18 protein-coding genes are annotated in these 15,321 nt (G+C 35.7%); 14 read left to right on the forward strand and 4 right to left on the reverse strand.

What is annotated here, in order from left to right:
* Positions 1-13: 13 nt before the first annotated feature.
* The 3 genes from Q0951_RS13830 to Q0951_RS13840 all read right to left on the reverse strand — a co-directional run bounded on the left by Q0951_RS13830 (position 14) and on the right by Q0951_RS13840 (position 3,147).
* A complete protein-coding gene (locus Q0951_RS13830) occupies positions 14-1,366 on the reverse strand; it encodes an MATE family efflux transporter (RefSeq protein ID WP_299337940.1) in 1,353 nt (450 codons plus the stop codon).
* Positions 1,366-2,409 carry a ferrochelatase gene (hemH, locus tag Q0951_RS13835; protein WP_299337942.1) on the reverse strand — a complete coding sequence of 348 codons (1,044 nt, stop codon included), beginning with the start codon at positions 2,407-2,409 and terminating at the stop codon, positions 1,366-1,368. Before hemH ends, Q0951_RS13830 begins: the two co-directional genes overlap by 1 nt.
* Positions 2,410-2,547: 138 nt before the next feature.
* A complete protein-coding gene (locus Q0951_RS13840; protein ID WP_299337945.1) occupies positions 2,548-3,147 on the reverse strand; it encodes a hypothetical protein in 600 nt (199 codons plus the stop codon).
* 156 nt (positions 3,148-3,303) lie between these two features.
* Here Q0951_RS13840 and Q0951_RS13845 point away from each other — a divergent pair, with 156 nt between their 5' ends.
* From Q0951_RS13845 to Q0951_RS13860, 4 genes are read left to right on the forward strand one after another with little or no spacing between them, the layout of a single operon-like run.
* Positions 3,304-3,906, forward strand: a complete 603-nt coding sequence (locus Q0951_RS13845) for a DUF6705 family protein (protein WP_299337947.1) — start codon at positions 3,304-3,306, stop codon at positions 3,904-3,906.
* 43 nt (positions 3,907-3,949) lie between these two features.
* Positions 3,950-4,573: a DUF6705 family protein gene (locus Q0951_RS13850; protein WP_299337950.1), complete on the forward strand. Its 624-nt coding sequence runs from the start codon at positions 3,950-3,952 to the stop codon at positions 4,571-4,573.
* A 38-nt stretch (positions 4,574-4,611) separates the two neighbouring features.
* Positions 4,612-5,220: a DUF6705 family protein gene (locus tag Q0951_RS13855; RefSeq protein WP_299337952.1), complete on the forward strand. Its 609-nt coding sequence runs from the start codon at positions 4,612-4,614 to the stop codon at positions 5,218-5,220.
* A 44-nt stretch (positions 5,221-5,264) separates the two neighbouring features.
* Positions 5,265-5,888 carry a DUF6705 family protein gene (locus Q0951_RS13860; RefSeq protein ID WP_299337955.1) on the forward strand — a complete coding sequence of 208 codons (624 nt, stop codon included), beginning with the start codon at positions 5,265-5,267 and terminating at the stop codon, positions 5,886-5,888.
* 35 nt (positions 5,889-5,923) lie between these two features.
* On the opposite strand, the gene Q0951_RS13865 is transcribed toward Q0951_RS13860, so the two are convergent.
* Positions 5,924-6,844, reverse strand: a complete 921-nt coding sequence (locus Q0951_RS13865; protein WP_299337957.1) for a helix-turn-helix transcriptional regulator — start codon at positions 6,842-6,844, stop codon at positions 5,924-5,926.
* Between the two features lie 170 nt (positions 6,845-7,014).
* Between Q0951_RS13865 and hemA the strand changes: the two genes are divergently transcribed.
* Genes hemA through Q0951_RS13915 form a run of 10 tightly spaced genes read left to right on the forward strand, consistent with a single transcriptional unit; the run spans position 7,015 to position 15,296 of the window.
* Positions 7,015-8,277 carry a glutamyl-tRNA reductase gene (gene hemA / locus Q0951_RS13870; RefSeq protein ID WP_299337960.1) on the forward strand — a complete coding sequence of 421 codons (1,263 nt, stop codon included), beginning with the start codon at positions 7,015-7,017 and terminating at the stop codon, positions 8,275-8,277.
* Positions 8,270-9,844, forward strand: a complete 1,575-nt coding sequence (gene hemC, locus Q0951_RS13875; RefSeq protein WP_299337962.1) for a hydroxymethylbilane synthase — start codon at positions 8,270-8,272, stop codon at positions 9,842-9,844. Before hemA ends, hemC begins: the two co-directional genes overlap by 8 nt.
* 42 nt (positions 9,845-9,886) lie before the next feature.
* Positions 9,887-10,246, forward strand: a complete 360-nt coding sequence (locus tag Q0951_RS13880) for a four helix bundle protein (protein ID WP_299337965.1) — start codon at positions 9,887-9,889, stop codon at positions 10,244-10,246.
* Between the two features lie 42 nt (positions 10,247-10,288).
* Entirely contained in the window at positions 10,289-11,311 is a 1,023-nt protein-coding gene (gene hemE / locus Q0951_RS13885; RefSeq protein ID WP_299337967.1) for a uroporphyrinogen decarboxylase, read from the forward strand.
* Positions 11,312-11,323: 12 nt separating this feature from the next.
* Positions 11,324-12,091, forward strand: coding sequence for an EI24 domain-containing protein (locus Q0951_RS13890; RefSeq protein ID WP_299337970.1), 768 nt, complete (start codon positions 11,324-11,326; stop codon positions 12,089-12,091).
* Positions 12,091-12,624, forward strand: a complete 534-nt coding sequence (locus Q0951_RS13895; RefSeq protein WP_299337972.1) for a GNAT family protein — start codon at positions 12,091-12,093, stop codon at positions 12,622-12,624. The genes Q0951_RS13890 and Q0951_RS13895 overlap by 1 nt, the downstream gene beginning before the upstream one ends.
* A gap of 6 nt (positions 12,625-12,630) precedes the next feature.
* A complete protein-coding gene (locus Q0951_RS13900; protein ID WP_299337974.1) occupies positions 12,631-12,978 on the forward strand; it encodes a 5-carboxymethyl-2-hydroxymuconate Delta-isomerase in 348 nt (115 codons plus the stop codon).
* Between the two features lie 2 nt (positions 12,979-12,980).
* Complete coding sequence (hemF, locus tag Q0951_RS13905) at positions 12,981-13,889, forward strand: oxygen-dependent coproporphyrinogen oxidase (RefSeq protein ID WP_299337977.1); 909 nt, start codon at positions 12,981-12,983, stop codon at positions 13,887-13,889.
* 28 nt (positions 13,890-13,917) lie between these two features.
* The gene (hemB, locus tag Q0951_RS13910) at positions 13,918-14,907 is read left to right on the forward strand and encodes a porphobilinogen synthase (protein ID WP_299337980.1); all 990 of its coding nucleotides are present in this window, start codon (positions 13,918-13,920) and stop codon (positions 14,905-14,907) included.
* Positions 14,908-14,909: 2 nt separating this feature from the next.
* On the forward strand, positions 14,910-15,296 hold the full coding sequence (locus Q0951_RS13915) for a cytochrome c (protein WP_299337983.1): 387 nt from the start codon (positions 14,910-14,912) through the stop codon (positions 15,294-15,296).
* The last annotated feature ends 25 nt before the right edge of the window (positions 15,297-15,321 follow it).

The raw sequence follows: 15,321 nt of genomic DNA on the forward strand, positions 1-15,321 counted from the left end.
GCATAAAAAAATATTATGTAGCCGACTTGAGTAATTTTAACTTCACTTCGCGATGTAAAAAATAAGCAGTTACAATCGTTGATAATACATCTGCAATTGGAAATGACATCCAAACACCTAATTCTCCATAAAATTGAGGAAGAATAAAAATCAACGGAATAAAGAACAACCCTTGTCTGGTCAAGGTCAATAGTAATGCAGGAAGGGCTTTCCCAATGGCTTGAAAATAGGCGGCTCCAATTAATTGAACTGCAATAATAGGTGTAGCAGCAAACACCCAACGCATTGCTGAAGGTGTCTCTTTTATCACCTCAGCATCAGTTGTAAACAATCGCGTAATAGATTCAGGAAAAAGCATCAACATGATAAAAACTACCGTTGCTAATCCTGCAGCATACTTTAATGCTGTGGCTATAGTGAGTCTGACACGTTCGTATTTTTCGGCACCATAATTAAATCCTGCAATGGGTAAAAATCCTTGTGTGATTCCATATACAGGAAATAGCGCAAACATCAACATACGTCCTACAATAGCATAAGCGGTCACAGAGCTTTCGCCTCCAAGATCAAACAATATATTGTTCATGAACAAGTAAGTAATACTTACCACAGCTTGTCTGGCCAACGTTACAAACCCTAGCGCACCAATTTCTTTTACAATTGGTAATCGTAAACGAAACTGACATCTGGTGAGTTTCAATTCGGAGTTTTTAGACAAGAAAAACCAAAGAATAAATGCCAGACATAAAATGTATGATCCTGTTGTTGCCCAGGCTGCGCCTTCCATTCCATAACCCAACACATTGATTAGCAGGTAATCTAATACAAGATTTCCAACTGAAGGAATCATCATGGCATACATGGCAAATTTTGGTTTCCCTTCGGCTCTAATAACCGTATTACCCATCATACAGAGTGCTAAAAACGGTACGCCATAAAGCACAATGGTATAATAAATTTTAGCAGGATCGAAGATGGCTCCTTTTCCACCGAAAGCAGGAATGATATCATTAACAAACACCAATCCCGGAATAACCAATGACACCGTAAACAATAAAGTCAATGTGATTTGATTTCCGAAGGTCTGTAAGGCTTTCTTTTCGTTATTCGCGCCGAGTGCTCGTGAAATGATAGACGATCCTCCAATACCTATACTCATTCCTAATGCCGCAATAAAAAACGAGACCGGAAGTACGACATTAATGGCTGCAATAGCTGTGGAGCCTATCCATTGACCAACAAAAATAGTGTCGACTAAAATATTGAGCGACATCACTAAAATTCCAATAGAAGCAGGAACCGCTTGCTTAATCAAAAGCTTACCAATAGGTTGCGTTCCTAAGTCCTTAGAATTTGTTTTTGCCATTATGCAATCACAGTTTCGGTCATAGCCCACTCGTTGATCCAGTTGGATAAGAGGTCAACAAATTCTTTATCGTCATTTAAACATGGAATGGTTGTAAACTCTTTTCCTCCAACTTCATGAAAAATCTCTTCACCTTCCATGGCAATTTCCTCAAGCGTTTCCAGACAATCACTGACGAATGCTGGTGTAACAATAGCCATATTTTTGATACCTTGTTTCCCGAGACGCTCTATGGTTCTGTCGGTATAAGGTTGTAACCATGGGTCAAACCCAAGTCGCGATTGAAACGACGTAGAATATGTACCTTCTTTAAGTTTTAATTTTTCACCAACCAAACGAGTCACTTCTTTACATTGATGCTTATAACAAAACTCATGTGCTGGTGATGGTGTCTTGCAACAAACACAATCTATTTTATCACTGGGTTTGCAATGTGATTTTGTGATATCACTTTTTCGAATATGACGCTCAGGTACACCATGATAGGAGAACAATAAATGCTCGTAATTTTTACCTTCTAAATGTCTGGCAATGGAATTTGACAAGACTTCAATATAGTTGTCGTTGTTATAAAACGGTTTTAGGTCTTGTATGGTAATCTGCGGAAAATGGGCTTTTCTGATCTCTTCGGCCAATACCAAAATAGTTTCCGTAGTCGCCATAGCATATTGTGGATAGAGCGGAATTAAAAACACCTCATCCACACCTTTATCCACCAATTCCTGTAATCCTTTTTTAATGGTCATGCTACCATAACGCATGGCGAGAGCAACAGGACAATCCACCTGTTTTTGAATTTTATCTTGTAGGCGTTCTGACAGCACAATTAATGGCGATCCTTCATCCCACCAAATTTTTTGGTAAGCTTTAGCAGAAGCTTTCGGACGCGTATTTAAAATGATGCCTTTAACGAGTAAGTTTCTTGCCCATAGCGGCACATCAATCACACGTTCGTCCATTAAAAATTCGCCTAAGTACTTCTTGACATCTTTAGGTTCTGGTGTATCTGGAGAACCTAAGTTTACGAGTAAGACTCCTTTCATTTAGTAATTTTTCTTTAGCAATTTTTATTTCGACTAAGAGGAAACCTAACTGTCACATTGAGCGCAGTCGAAATGTGACAATAAGACCTAAATTTCAAACTATGGTTGAAATAACAGGTGAACTTCCTTTCAGTAGTTTTATTTTTCTTTAAGCAATTCTGTTCTTACAGCTTCAGGAACAATAGAATTGGTGATTTGCGTCATCGAATCATCATTACCTATAAATTTCCAGCCATCATATTTTGGATCATTGATTGCAAACATGTTAGCATCCATGTTAATAACTAATGACATGTCTTTAACATCTGAGGTCACGTTGCCTTCGCCAAACTGGGATTCCATAGTGCCTTTCATAAACCCTAAAAAGCTGGCTTTATCGTCTTCTGGTTTATCTTGTTCTGATACAAAAGTCATTTTCATTTTACTGTTATAAAATACAGCTGCATAGGTGATATCATCAACCTCTTTTTTATCACTCACGCTCTGTACCTCATTGGAGATGAATTCAATTTTCATCTCTTTAGAGTTGAACATTTGGTCCATTGCCATTTTCATTTGATCTCTTGGTGCAAAATCAAAAACTTTTGGATACATATAATCAAAAACGCCGTCAAAGTTTTTGTTTTCCATATGCTTGTAATACGTTTCTGCCTCTTTGGTAATTTCCGTTTTGTAAGATTGTGCTAAACCTGAAGTCGTGATCAATAATGCAATCAATAATGTAGCTAAGTGTTTCATGTGTATTAAATTAAGTTTTTGCAAAAATACAACAGTATTTTTTAAGTTAGTCTTGCCTTGCTTAAAATTAGGGTTCACTTAACATTTAATAGCGTTTGCTCATTTTGGGTTTGAATGATTTAAAACATATCTTACATTTACTCCTTAAAGTAAACCATGAAAACTCATTTAATAAAACTACTATTAATTATTTCCTTTTACTCTTGCAAAGCGCAAACAACAATTCTAGCTTTAGAAGAAAAAAACATACCTGATGACTTAACAGGAGTTTATTTTAAAGACCTAAATAATGAATTAAACAAATTTGAAGGCACTTGGCTTTATCAAAATGGCAATACTTCTTTAACTGTAACTTTATTTAAAAAAGAAGAAGTTTTTAATGGTGAATGGTATAATGATGAATTGCAGGGTGAATACCAATACGTAGAAAATGGTATTGAAATTTTAAATTATCTCACACGATTAAATGACCCTAATATTTTTAACGCCTTACATACTATAGATGGCAACAAAGTAGTTTATCCTGATTATTATCCTGAATGTACTGACTGTCAAGCAGGAGAAAAGCGTTTTGTAATGAACTTTACAGATTTAGATAGAAGGTACTTAAACAATCAGATTTTAGTACAACATATTAATGATAATGGTATAGAAAAAATAAAAATTCACATTGGAAGTAGCGGTTCAATTGTCATACCTCAAGGAACACCAGCAGAAACTAGAGTCCCATATGGAGAATACATTTTAATAAAGCAATAACCTATATATAAAACTTCAAGTCATTCTTTAAGCTTTTTAAACCATGAAACCCACCATAGTCCTCATATCATTTTTAATTGCTTTAGTTTGTAAAGCACAAAATTCTATAGTGTCTATTTATGACAATGAAGATTATGGAAGTGACAACGTATACTATAAAGATATTAGTAATGATTATAATACTTTTGAAGGGACATGGATATATACTGATGGTAATACATCTTTAACTGTAGTACTTGAGAAAAAAACCATGAAACATATCCAAGATACTTTTTCAAATTATTATGAAGATGCTTTAGTTGGTGAGTACCAATACATCGAGAACGGTACAGAACTACTGAACACGTTATCTAATTTAACTACGGATTATGATGATTATTATAAATATAATATGCGAGGAGGTACTATAAGTAAATATGGTGATCCATTATGTCATGATTGCGACCCTAATAATATAAAAGTCTATGGCTCATATAAAGAACCTGATTGTGATATACGAGTGGCTTCAGACAATATGATATTTCGATATTTCACCGAAAATGGCATTGAAAAATTACACATAAACTTTAGAAGCGGTCAGCAACTGTTACCTGGTTTAAATGAACCAGACCCAACGTGTACTGGATTTAAATTACCGTTTGGCGAATACATTCTAATAAAACAATAAATAAAAAAGCTTCGACTCACCTTGAAGCTTTTAAAACCATGAAAACTCATTTAATAACATTAATATTCATTATTTCCTTTTGTTCTTGCAAAGCACAATCTCCAATTGTAGATATTGAATCAAGTTCAGAGGGATTACCTACTGGAGCTTATTTTAAAGACAATCTTAACAAGCTAGGTAAATTTGCTGGTACTTGGACGTACACTAACGGAAATACATCATTTACTATTCAATTAGTCAAAATTGAACAATATCATCAACGTGAGGGACAAGGAAAGTTTTTTGAAGATGTCCTAATAGGTGAATACAAGTATGTCGAAAATGGCATCGAAATCATTAATACGCTATCAAATATTAACAACACATCTATTAACCCTTATAGCCATTTAATCTCAGGCAATATTATTGCTGCAAGGAAAAATTCCTTTACACCTTGTGAAGACTGCTCTCCTGACGAAAAAAGAGCTGCACTTTCAATTAGAGATCCTTTAAGGGATTATTTAACGTCTCATCGGATAATACTCAGATATATCAATGATCAGGAAATAACAGCAACAATTGTGGCCACTCATGGCGTGATGATTAACGAAGGAGATCCTATAGAATTGCGAGTGCCTAATGGCGAATATACCATGATTAAACAATAACCTATACATAAAAGCTTCAAGTCAGCCTTGAAGCTTTTAAAACCATGAAATCAATAATCATCCTCATATCATTTTTAGTTGCTTTAGCTTGTAAAGCACAAAATTCTATAGTGTCTATTTATGACAATGAAGATTATGGAAATGATGGTGTTTATTATAAAGATATTGATAATGATTATAATATTTTTGAGGGCACCTGGGTTTACACCAATGGAAATACTTCCTTAACAATCGTATTAGAAAAAAAAGAAATGAGCCATATTCAAAACACCTTTTCTAATTATTATGTAGATGCAATTATAGGAGAGTATAAGTATATTGAAAACGGTTCAGAGCTAATAAATACATTAACCAACCTTTTTGTAAATTTTCCTGACCATCACAATTATAATATACATGGAGGCTATATTAGTAAATATGGTGATCCATTATGTCATGATTGCGACCCTAATAATATAAAAGTCTATGGCTCATATAAAGAACCTGATTGTGATATACGAGTGGCTTCAGACAATATGATATTTCGATATTTCACCGAAAATGGCATTGAAAAATTACACATAAACTTTAGAAGCGGTCAGCAACTGTTACCTGGTTTAAATGAACCAGACCCAACGTGTACTGGATTTAAATTACCTTTTGGTGAATACATTCTAATAAAACAATAAATAAAAAAGCTTCGAGGTGTCTTGAAGCTTTTTATTTAACTCAACGACATCAAATATTTTTTAGGTGTCGTGCCGTATTTCTTTTTAAATGCTGAAATAAAATGACTCGAAGTACTGTAACCTACTTTGAGTCCAACCTCATTGACGTTGTGGTCGCCTGCCTCGAGTAACTTTCTCGCTACTTCCATTTTGTAATCAAACAAAAAACTAAATACCGAATCGCCATAGATCTGTTTAAAGCCTTCTTTTAGTTTTTTTAGAGACAGTCCGATTTCTTCAGACAGCTCCTGCAAGGTTGGAGGTTCAGCCATTCGAGCGATCATAATATCTTTAGCTTGACGTATTTTGATCACGTTAGTTTCATCGACTAAAAACGGACATTGCTCCACATTGGCATCTTCATTCCTGTTAAAATACAAGCTCAATAACTCCAAAGCTTTCCCCTTAAAATAGAGTTGCTTAATGGAGGCATTCAAATTATAATTAATGATCTGGTTAAGTGCAATGGCCATGGATGGTGAGATCTTTCCATCTTTATAATATTTTTTATCCTTATTGTCTTCACTTAAAAACGTAATATAATCAGCCTCCTGAGAGAAGAGTCCGTGAAATTTTTTAATCGATACTAAAACCGAAACCAACCAGGATTTGGGATGCACGTCTAAATGAATAGGTAGATCACGTTGCGGATTATACAACAACAACGAATTCTCCTCCTCGATCTTTAGTCGGTAATTACCATTATTGAATACAAACTCGCTCGAGCCTTTGATACAAAAATGAAATTGGATAAAACTACTATCGATCTCACGTTCAACGGTTTGAACAGCACTGTCTTCATTTTGAAAGGTAAGTACGAAAAATCCGTCAGCCAGTTTTGTTTCCTCAAATGAACCTCTAGCGATATTTTTTGAGACTGAAAAATGATTATTATTTTTGTTGTTATTTAGATTCATTCTAAACTAAGGCGTTTTAAAGCGTTGATTTTACTGCAAAAGTATGACATTTATCATATTAATTTAAGAAAGTGCTTTAAAAAACCACAAACGATACTAAAAGTTCTTCTAGCGTTGTTTTTTATCGTTGATGCTTTTTATTTTTGCTATCGTAATTTTCCAAATCAGGTATGGAGCACTACACAATGTCGAAAGGCACTACATTTTACGCTATAGGGCTCAGCTACAAAAAAGCTGATGCTGAAGTGCGTGGTCATTTCAGTTTAGACGACACTTCAAAACTTGCGGTTTTAGAACAAGCCAAGCAGAATGGTATTGAAAGTCTTGTGGTGACCTCAACATGCAACCGAACCGAGATTTATGGATTCGCTGAACATCCATTTCAGTTGATTCAACTCCTTTGTGATAATACGAAAGGTACTGTTGAAGAATTTCAAAAAGTGGCTTATGTTTACAAAAACAGAGATGCCATTTCTCATATATTCAGAGTTGGTTCTGGTTTAGACAGTCAAATTCTTGGTGACTTCGAGATTATCAGTCAGTTAAAAGTCAGTGCACGTCTGTCAAAAAAACACGCTTTGCTCAATCCGTTCTTAGAACGATTAATAAATGCTGTCATTCAGGCATCCAAACGCATTAAGACCGAAACTGAAATTTCCTCTGGTGCAACATCTGTATCCTTTGCCTCTGTTCAGTATATCATGAACAACATTGAGCGCATTTCGGAAAAAAATATTTTACTCTTCGGAACAGGGAAAATTGGTCGAAACACTTGTGAAAATCTGGTTAAACACACCAAGAATGAACACATCACGTTGATCAATAGAACCAAAGATAAAGCCGAAGCTATTGCAGGAAAATTTAACCTCATTGTTAAAGATTATGCCAACCTTCAGGAAGAGATCAATACTTCAGATATCCTCATTGTAGCCACAGGTGCGCAAAATCCAACGGTTGATAAACACTGTATTCAATCAACAAAACCCTTGTTGATTTTAGATTTGTCTATTCCGAAGAATGTCAACAATAATGTAGCAGATTTAGATCATGTTACTTTAGTACATATGGATGATTTGGCACAGATGACTGATGAAACTTTAGAGCGTAGAAAAGCACATATTCCTGTTGCAGAAGCCATTATTGAAGAAATTAAATCCGATTTCAATGCGTGGTTATCCACTCGAAAATTTGCACCAACAATCAAAGCATTAAAACATAAATTAGCTGATTTTGCCACAGCCGAACTAGATACACAACGCAAAAAGATGAGTGATTTTAACGAAACTCAGGCAGAAGTGATCAGCAACAATATTATACAGAAGATTACCAATCATTTTGCACATCATTTAAAAGGTGACGATGTCTCAACCGATGACAGCCTTGAACTCATAAAAAAAGTGTTTCAACTAGAAGCAACTACAGACAATGTCTAAAACAATCAGAATTGGAACACGTGATAGCGAACTCGCGCTATGGCAGGCCAAAACCGTACAACAGCAACTCGAACATTTAGGCCATAAAACAGAATTAGTGCCTGTAAAATCTACAGGAGACCTAGTACTCAACAAGCCTATTTACGAACTTGGAATTACAGGCGTTTTTACGAAAACGCTGGATATAGCCATGCTTAATGAAGAGATTGATATTGCTGTGCATTCGCTTAAAGATGTACCAACATTATTACCAAAAGGTATTGTACAAGCAGCCGTTTTAAAACGTGGGAATGTAAGAGATTGTTTGGTCTATAAAAACAATGAGGAGTTTTTGTCGCAACGTGATGCGATAATCGCCACAGGAAGTTTACGGCGTCGTGCGCAATGGCTCAATCGTTATCCAACTCATACGTTGGTTGATCTCCGCGGAAATGTAAATTCTCGATTACAAAAGCTGGAAGACAACAATTGGAACGCAGCCATTTTTGCTGCAGCTGGTTTAGGACGTATTGGATTACGGCCAGAAGAGACCTTTAATTTAGACTGGATGATTCCCGCTCCTGCTCAAGGTGCCATCATGATCACTGCATTAGAAAGTGATGAAGAGGTATTAGCTGCCTGCGCTGAAATTAATCACGAAGAAACAGAAATTTGTACAACCATTGAGCGTGAATTTTTAAATCGTTTAGAAGGTGGATGTTCGGCACCAATTGGAGCCATAGCCTATATTAAAAATGAAGAAATTCACTTTCAGGGTGTGTTATTGAGTCTCGACGGAAGTAAAAAAATAGAAGTACAGAAAACCGCTGCCTTAGGCAAACATGACGAGCTTGCGCAGTTTTGTGCCGATTTCATTATTGAACGTGGAGGTAAACGCCTGATGGACGACTTAAAAGCATCGAATAAAACGGTTAATATCTATTCTACCAAAACACTTACCGATGACCAAAAGCAATTGTTTCATGATGATGTGGTTAGTGAAAGTTCTGATTTTATAAAAATAAGTTTGAACCGAATGACACAACAGGTTCTGAGACCAATGCCTAAAAATGTAATCATTACCAGTAAAAATGCTGTAGAAGCGTTATTGATGAATTTTGCGCCTCATGAATTACAGTTTGAAAACATCTACTGTGTTGGAAGAAGAACCAAACGCCTAGTAGAGCGTAAAATTGGCAAAGTCAAACATACTGAAACTAACGCTAAAAAATTAGCCGAACATTTGGTTGAATATATAGAAGGTACTAATGTCACTTACTTTTGTAGTGCTATACGTTTAGATGATTTGCCTACAACTTTAAAGAACAATCATATAGAAGTTAATGAGGTTATTGCCTATGACACAAAATACGATTCTGTAAAAATTAAAGATTCGGTTAAAGGCGTCATGTTTTACAGTCCGTCAACAGTACAAAGTTACAAACAAGAAAATAACGATGATGTAATTGCATTCTGCATAGGTGAAACGACTGCAAAAGAAGCAAGCAAACATTTTGAAGATATAAGAGTAGCTAAAGTGCCAACGGTTGAAAGTGTGATAGAGTTGGTGAACGAGTTTTTTGTTTAGCTGTTAGCTGTTAGCAAAAAACAGATATAAGTTTGAAATGAAATGAGAGATTTTAGGAAACTTGACATATGGAAAAACGGTCTTGACATTGTTAAGTTCGTTTATCTCCTAACTGACAAACTGCCTTCAGAAGAAAAGTTTGGCTTAAGAAGTCAACTCACTAGAGCTTCAGTTTCAATCCCTTCAAACATTGCAGAGGGTTGTAGTAGAAATAGCGATATCGAGTTCAAACGATTTCTAGAAATTGCTATGGGATCTCTTTTTGAGGTCGAGACACAACTACTAATTGCTCAAAAATTAGAGTTTTTAAACAAAGAAGAATTAAAATCCATTTTAGAACTTCTAAATACAGAAGCAAAAATGATCAATAGTTTAATAAATAAAATAAAAAACAGCCAATAGTCTTTTTCCTAATCGCTAAAGGCTAACAGCCAATTACTCCATATGAAAAACGATTTATTTTTAAGAGCCTTAAAAGGAGAAACCGTTGAGCGCCCACCAGTATGGATGATGCGTCAGGCAGGTAGATATCTCCCTGAGTTTATGGAAATCAAAGCGAAATATGATTTCTTTACACGTTGTCAAACTCCAGAATTAGCAAGTGAAATTACTGTGCAACCCATCAGAAGATATGGTATGGATGCGGCTATCTTGTTTAGCGACATTTTAGTGATTCCTCAGGCTATGAATATTGAGGTACAAATGAAACCGAATTTTGGACCTTACCTGCCAAATCCGATACGCTCACAAAAAGACGTAGATAATGTTATTGTTCCAGACGTTAAAGATGCATTAAGTTATGTGTATGATGCTATTAAAGCCACAAAAGAAAAACTCAATGATGAGATTCCGCTAATTGGCTTTGCTGGTTCACCATGGACTATTTTATGTTATTGCGTACAAGGTCAAGGTAGTAAGAACTTTGATAAAGCTAAAGAGTTTTGTTTTACCAATCCTGTTGCTGCTCACGGACTCCTTCAAAAAATTACAGATACCACAATTGCTTACTTAAAAGAAAAGGTAAAAGCGGGTTGTAATGCTGTACAGGTTTTTGATTCTTGGGGAGGTATGTTATCTCCTGTTGACTATCAGGAATTTTCATGGCAATACATACAGCAAATCATTGACGCATTAAAAGATGATGCACCTGTAATTGCCTTCGGAAAAGGATGTTGGTTTGCTTTAGGCGAAATGGCAAAATCTGGTGCTTCGGCTCTTGGTGTAGATTGGACCTGTTCACCACAAAATGCACGTTATCTCACAGGTGGAAATATCACTTTACAAGGCAATTTTGACCCAACACGATTATTTTCTCCGCCTTCAGAAATCAAAAAAATGGTCACGCAAATGATCAACGACTTTGGTAAGGATAAATATATTGTAAATTTAGGTCATGGTATTTTACCAAATATTCCATTAGACCATGCCAAGGCATTTATTGATGCTGTCAAGGAATACAAGGCATAATTATTTATAACGATGATACAGAATATTTTAAAAGGAATTCAGGCGTATTCAGGCGCTTTAACTTTGATCTCTAAGTTGAAGTTATGGAAATTCTTTTTCATCCCAATTATCATCAGTGTGGTCACAGCACTCATTATTGGCGTATCTGCTTACGGTTTGTCAGATAATATTGGAAACTTTATCGCTCAAATCTGGCCTTGGGAATTTGGTAAAGACACATTTACGTCGATTTCAACATTTATTGGTGCCATAGCTGTTTTAGCGATAGGCCTTATTTTATACAAGCATATTATTATGGCTCTTTCAGCGCCTTTTATGAGTCCGGTTTCAGAAAAAATTGAAGCACATCTCACAGGCGTTGACAAACACCACCACAGAAAAACAACGTTTCAAGAACAATTATGGCGTGGTATTAGGATCAACTTGAGAAACTTAGGAAGAGAACTATTAATTACCATACCTATTTTACTACTTAAGTTTATTCCTGTGGTCAATATATTTTCTACGGCTCTTCTTTTTCTAGTCCAGGCCTATTATGCAGGTTTTGGTAATATGGATTATACCTTAGAACGACACTTTAAGTATCGTGAGAGTATTCAGTTTGTTAGGAAACGCCGAGGGATTGCTATAGGAAATGGCATTGTGTTTATTTTATTTTTATTGATTCCTGTTGTCGGGATTATTCTAGTGTTGCCAATGAGTGTTACCGCTGCATCGTTGAATACGGTTAAACAGCTTCAGAATGATCAACAGCTTGGAGCACAAAACACCCTTGTGTAATGGTTGCCCAATTTAAAGGTTACGAGATTAATCCGGTTCATGAAGGTGATGCCTGGAAAATTTGTGATCTCATGATTGCCAATGCTGATCGTTTCAAACGCTATTTTCCGAAGACTTTAGAACAAAATTTGAATCCGACTCTTTCACAGTTATTTGTAGAGAAAAAATTGAACGCTTATCATAACAAAGAGGAATTTCTTTTTACTATAAAACAGTCTGAATCACGAGAACTTGTCGGACTTGTTTACATTAAAGAGCTAGACTGGGACAAGCAGCAAGGAGAATTTGCCTATTGTATTGGTTATACTTTTGAAGGCAAACGATTGATGTCCACATCCATTGATATACTTACAAATTATGCTTTTGAAACTCTGGGTTTGAAAACACTACAGATCATTAGTCATAAAGACAATGTATCAAGCATAAAAGTTGCAGAACGAAATGACTTTACATGGATCAAAACACTAAAAAAAGGGTATACTCCTCCAGGTGAACAGCCCTTGGATATGGAATTATATGAACGTTATAAATAAATTATTATGCCTCACTTTGTAATTGATTGTTCAAAAGATATTATGACAATAAATGATCCGGAACATACGCTTGCTGTAGTACATGAAGCTGCAGTCAATTCTGAACTTTTTGATAAAAATGATATTAAGGTAAGATTGAATCCTTTTAACGAACATTATATTATTGGAGGAAAGAAGGAGGGCTTTATTCACATTTTTGGGAATATTATGGAAGGCAGAACCGATGAACAGAAAGCTAAACTATCAAGAGCAATTATATCAGAGCTGAAACATATTTTTCCCACTATCAATTTTATAGCCATTAACATTAGAGATTTTGAAAAATCCAGCTACTGTAATAAATCAATGGTATAATTATGAAAGATAAATTCTTTAAGTACATACACGAATTGCAGGACACTATCACTTCTAAATTAGAAGCTATTGATGGTAAAGCCAGGTTTAAAGAAGACCTATGGAAACGTCCTGAAGGTGGCGGAGGAAGAACTCGCGTTATAGAAAATGGAAACGTATTTGAAAAAGGAGGCGTCAATATATCTGGTGTTCACGGAAAACTCCCTGAAAGTATGCAAGCGTATTTCGGTGTTGAGGATGCTGATTTTTTTGCTTGTGGCTTAAGTCTGGTACTTCATCCTAAAAACCCAATGGTACCTACAGTTCATGCTAATTGGCGCTACTTTGAAATGTACGACCAAAATGGAACCATTGTTGACCAGTGGTTTGGAGGCGGACAAGACCTTACACCCTATTATTTGTTTGAAGAGGACGCTATACATTTTCATAAAACCTGTAAAACAGCTTGCGATAAACACCATCCAGAATTTTATCCAAAATATAAAGCACGATGCGATGAGTATTTCTATAATACACACAGAAATGAGGCTCGTGGCATTGGTGGTTTATTCTTTGATTATTGTAAAATTTCTGATGATATGACCATGCAAAACTGGTATGATTTTGTAACTGAAGTTGGTGATAGTTTCTTGGAGGCTTATGTCCCAATTGTAGAAAAACGTAAGGATTTAGAATACACTAAAGCTCAACGAGATTGGCAGGAAATAAGACGTGGTCGTTATGTTGAGTTTAATTTAGTTCATGACAAAGGAACACTTTTCGGGCTTAAAACTAACGGACGAATTGAAAGTATTTTAATGAGTCTACCACCTCATGTGCAATGGGTCTATGACCATCATCCAGAAACTAGTAGTGAAGAAGAAAAATTATTGCATGTATTGCAAAATCCTATTGATTGGATAAACGTATAAACAAATTAGCAACTAAACATTTTTTAAAATGTATCCATTAAGAAGAAACCGAAGATTAAGAACTAACGACGCTATTAGAAGTCTGGTTCGCGAAACCATAATTTCACCAAATGATTTTTTAGTACCACTTTTTATTGTTGAAGGAAAAGGCATCAAACAAGAAATTGCTTCAATGCCTAATTATTACCGCTATAGTTTAGACTTACTAGAAAACGAGGTAAAAGAGCTTTGGAAACTAGGTTTGAAATCGGTATTACTTTTTGTAAAAGTGCCAGACAACCTCAAAGACAATAAAGGAACAGAAGCTTTAAATCCTGACGGACTCATGCAACGTGCTATCAAAACGGTTAAGAATGTTTGTCCAGATATGTTGGTCATGACAGATGTGGCACTTGATCCTTACTCGTCTTATGGCCATGATGGAATCATAGAGAATGGAAAGATTATCAATGATGCTACAGTTGATGTTCTAGCCGAAATGAGCCTATCTCATGCTCAAGCTGGAGCCAATTTTGTTGCGCCTAGCGATATGATGGATGGACGCATTTTAACCATAAGAGAAGCTCTTGAAGACAATGGGTTTATTGATACAGGAATCATGAGTTACTCGGCAAAATACGCCTCTGCATTTTATGGGCCTTTTCGAGATGCATTAGACTCTGCTCCTGCAGATGTGCAAGACATTCCGAAGGATAAAAAAACTTATCAAATGGATTTTGCTAACCGCTTTGAAGCCATCAAAGAAACCGAAATGGATATCGATGAAGGTGCAGATATTGTCATGGTTAAACCAGGCTTGTGTTATTTAGATATTGTTAGAGAGATCAAGAATGACGTTGATGTGCCTGTTGCGGTGTATCAGGTATCAGGAGAATATGCTATGTTGAAAGCCGCAGCTGAAAAAGGATGGTTGGATCACGACGCAGTGATGTTAGAACAACTTACAGCCATAAAACGTGCTGGAGCAGATATTATAGCTAGTTACTTTGCTAAAGATGTGGTGAAATTGTTATACTGATTTTGAAACGCTTATTATTCATATCAAGCTTTATTATTCTTGCTGGTTCTGGAATTTTATTTTTAGCACTAAAATCACCAGAGCCTTTACCTGGTTGCGATGTTAAAGACTATATTTTTTTCTGCGGAACCCACGCATTTAATGATGAAACTAGCATGGCTGGTAAGCAACTCTTTAATGCTAATTGCGCTGCGTGCCATCAATTAGATAGAGTTATGACAGGTCCTGCACTAAGACATATTGGTAAACGCTATGATTCCATTTCTATTATAAAGCATGTAAATGGTAAACAAAAAATTAAAAGTAAGGGATTTAATCATTTTTGTGTATCATTTCCAAGCCTAAGTGATGAGGATATTAATAATATATTAAAATACACAGATAGATAAGAAGCTCTACCTGTGTGTATATTTC

The sequence above is a fragment of the uncultured Psychroserpens sp. genome, from assembly GCF_947501425.1.
In the GTDB taxonomy this organism is placed as follows: Bacteria; Bacteroidota; Bacteroidia; order Flavobacteriales; family Flavobacteriaceae; genus Psychroserpens.

Excerpts from the sequence above, each read along its gene's own strand:
- Q0951_RS13830 (WP_299337940.1), bottom strand. The coding sequence starts at position 1,366 with ATGGCAAAAACAAATTCTAAGGACTTAGGAACGCAACCTATTGGTAAG.
- hemH (WP_299337942.1), bottom strand. The coding sequence starts at position 2,409 with ATGAAAGGAGTCTTACTCGTAAACTTAGGTTCTCCAGATACACCAGAA.
- Q0951_RS13840 (WP_299337945.1), bottom strand. The coding sequence starts at position 3,147 with ATGAAACACTTAGCTACATTATTGATTGCATTATTGATCACGACTTCA.
- Q0951_RS13845 (WP_299337947.1), top strand. The coding sequence starts at position 3,304 with ATGAAAACTCATTTAATAAAACTACTATTAATTATTTCCTTTTACTCT.
- Q0951_RS13850 (WP_299337950.1), top strand. The coding sequence starts at position 3,950 with ATGAAACCCACCATAGTCCTCATATCATTTTTAATTGCTTTAGTTTGT.
- Q0951_RS13855 (WP_299337952.1), top strand. The coding sequence starts at position 4,612 with ATGAAAACTCATTTAATAACATTAATATTCATTATTTCCTTTTGTTCT.
- Q0951_RS13860 (WP_299337955.1), top strand. The coding sequence starts at position 5,265 with ATGAAATCAATAATCATCCTCATATCATTTTTAGTTGCTTTAGCTTGT.
- Q0951_RS13865 (WP_299337957.1), bottom strand. The coding sequence starts at position 6,844 with ATGAATCTAAATAACAACAAAAATAATAATCATTTTTCAGTCTCAAAA.
- hemA (WP_299337960.1), top strand. The coding sequence starts at position 7,015 with ATGGAGCACTACACAATGTCGAAAGGCACTACATTTTACGCTATAGGG.
- hemC (WP_299337962.1), top strand. The coding sequence starts at position 8,270 with ATGTCTAAAACAATCAGAATTGGAACACGTGATAGCGAACTCGCGCTA.
- Q0951_RS13880 (WP_299337965.1), top strand. The coding sequence starts at position 9,887 with ATGAGAGATTTTAGGAAACTTGACATATGGAAAAACGGTCTTGACATT.
- hemE (WP_299337967.1), top strand. The coding sequence starts at position 10,289 with ATGAAAAACGATTTATTTTTAAGAGCCTTAAAAGGAGAAACCGTTGAG.
- Q0951_RS13890 (WP_299337970.1), top strand. The coding sequence starts at position 11,324 with ATGATACAGAATATTTTAAAAGGAATTCAGGCGTATTCAGGCGCTTTA.
- Q0951_RS13895 (WP_299337972.1), top strand. The coding sequence starts at position 12,091 with ATGGTTGCCCAATTTAAAGGTTACGAGATTAATCCGGTTCATGAAGGT.
- Q0951_RS13900 (WP_299337974.1), top strand. The coding sequence starts at position 12,631 with ATGCCTCACTTTGTAATTGATTGTTCAAAAGATATTATGACAATAAAT.
- hemF (WP_299337977.1), top strand. The coding sequence starts at position 12,981 with ATGAAAGATAAATTCTTTAAGTACATACACGAATTGCAGGACACTATC.
- hemB (WP_299337980.1), top strand. The coding sequence starts at position 13,918 with ATGTATCCATTAAGAAGAAACCGAAGATTAAGAACTAACGACGCTATT.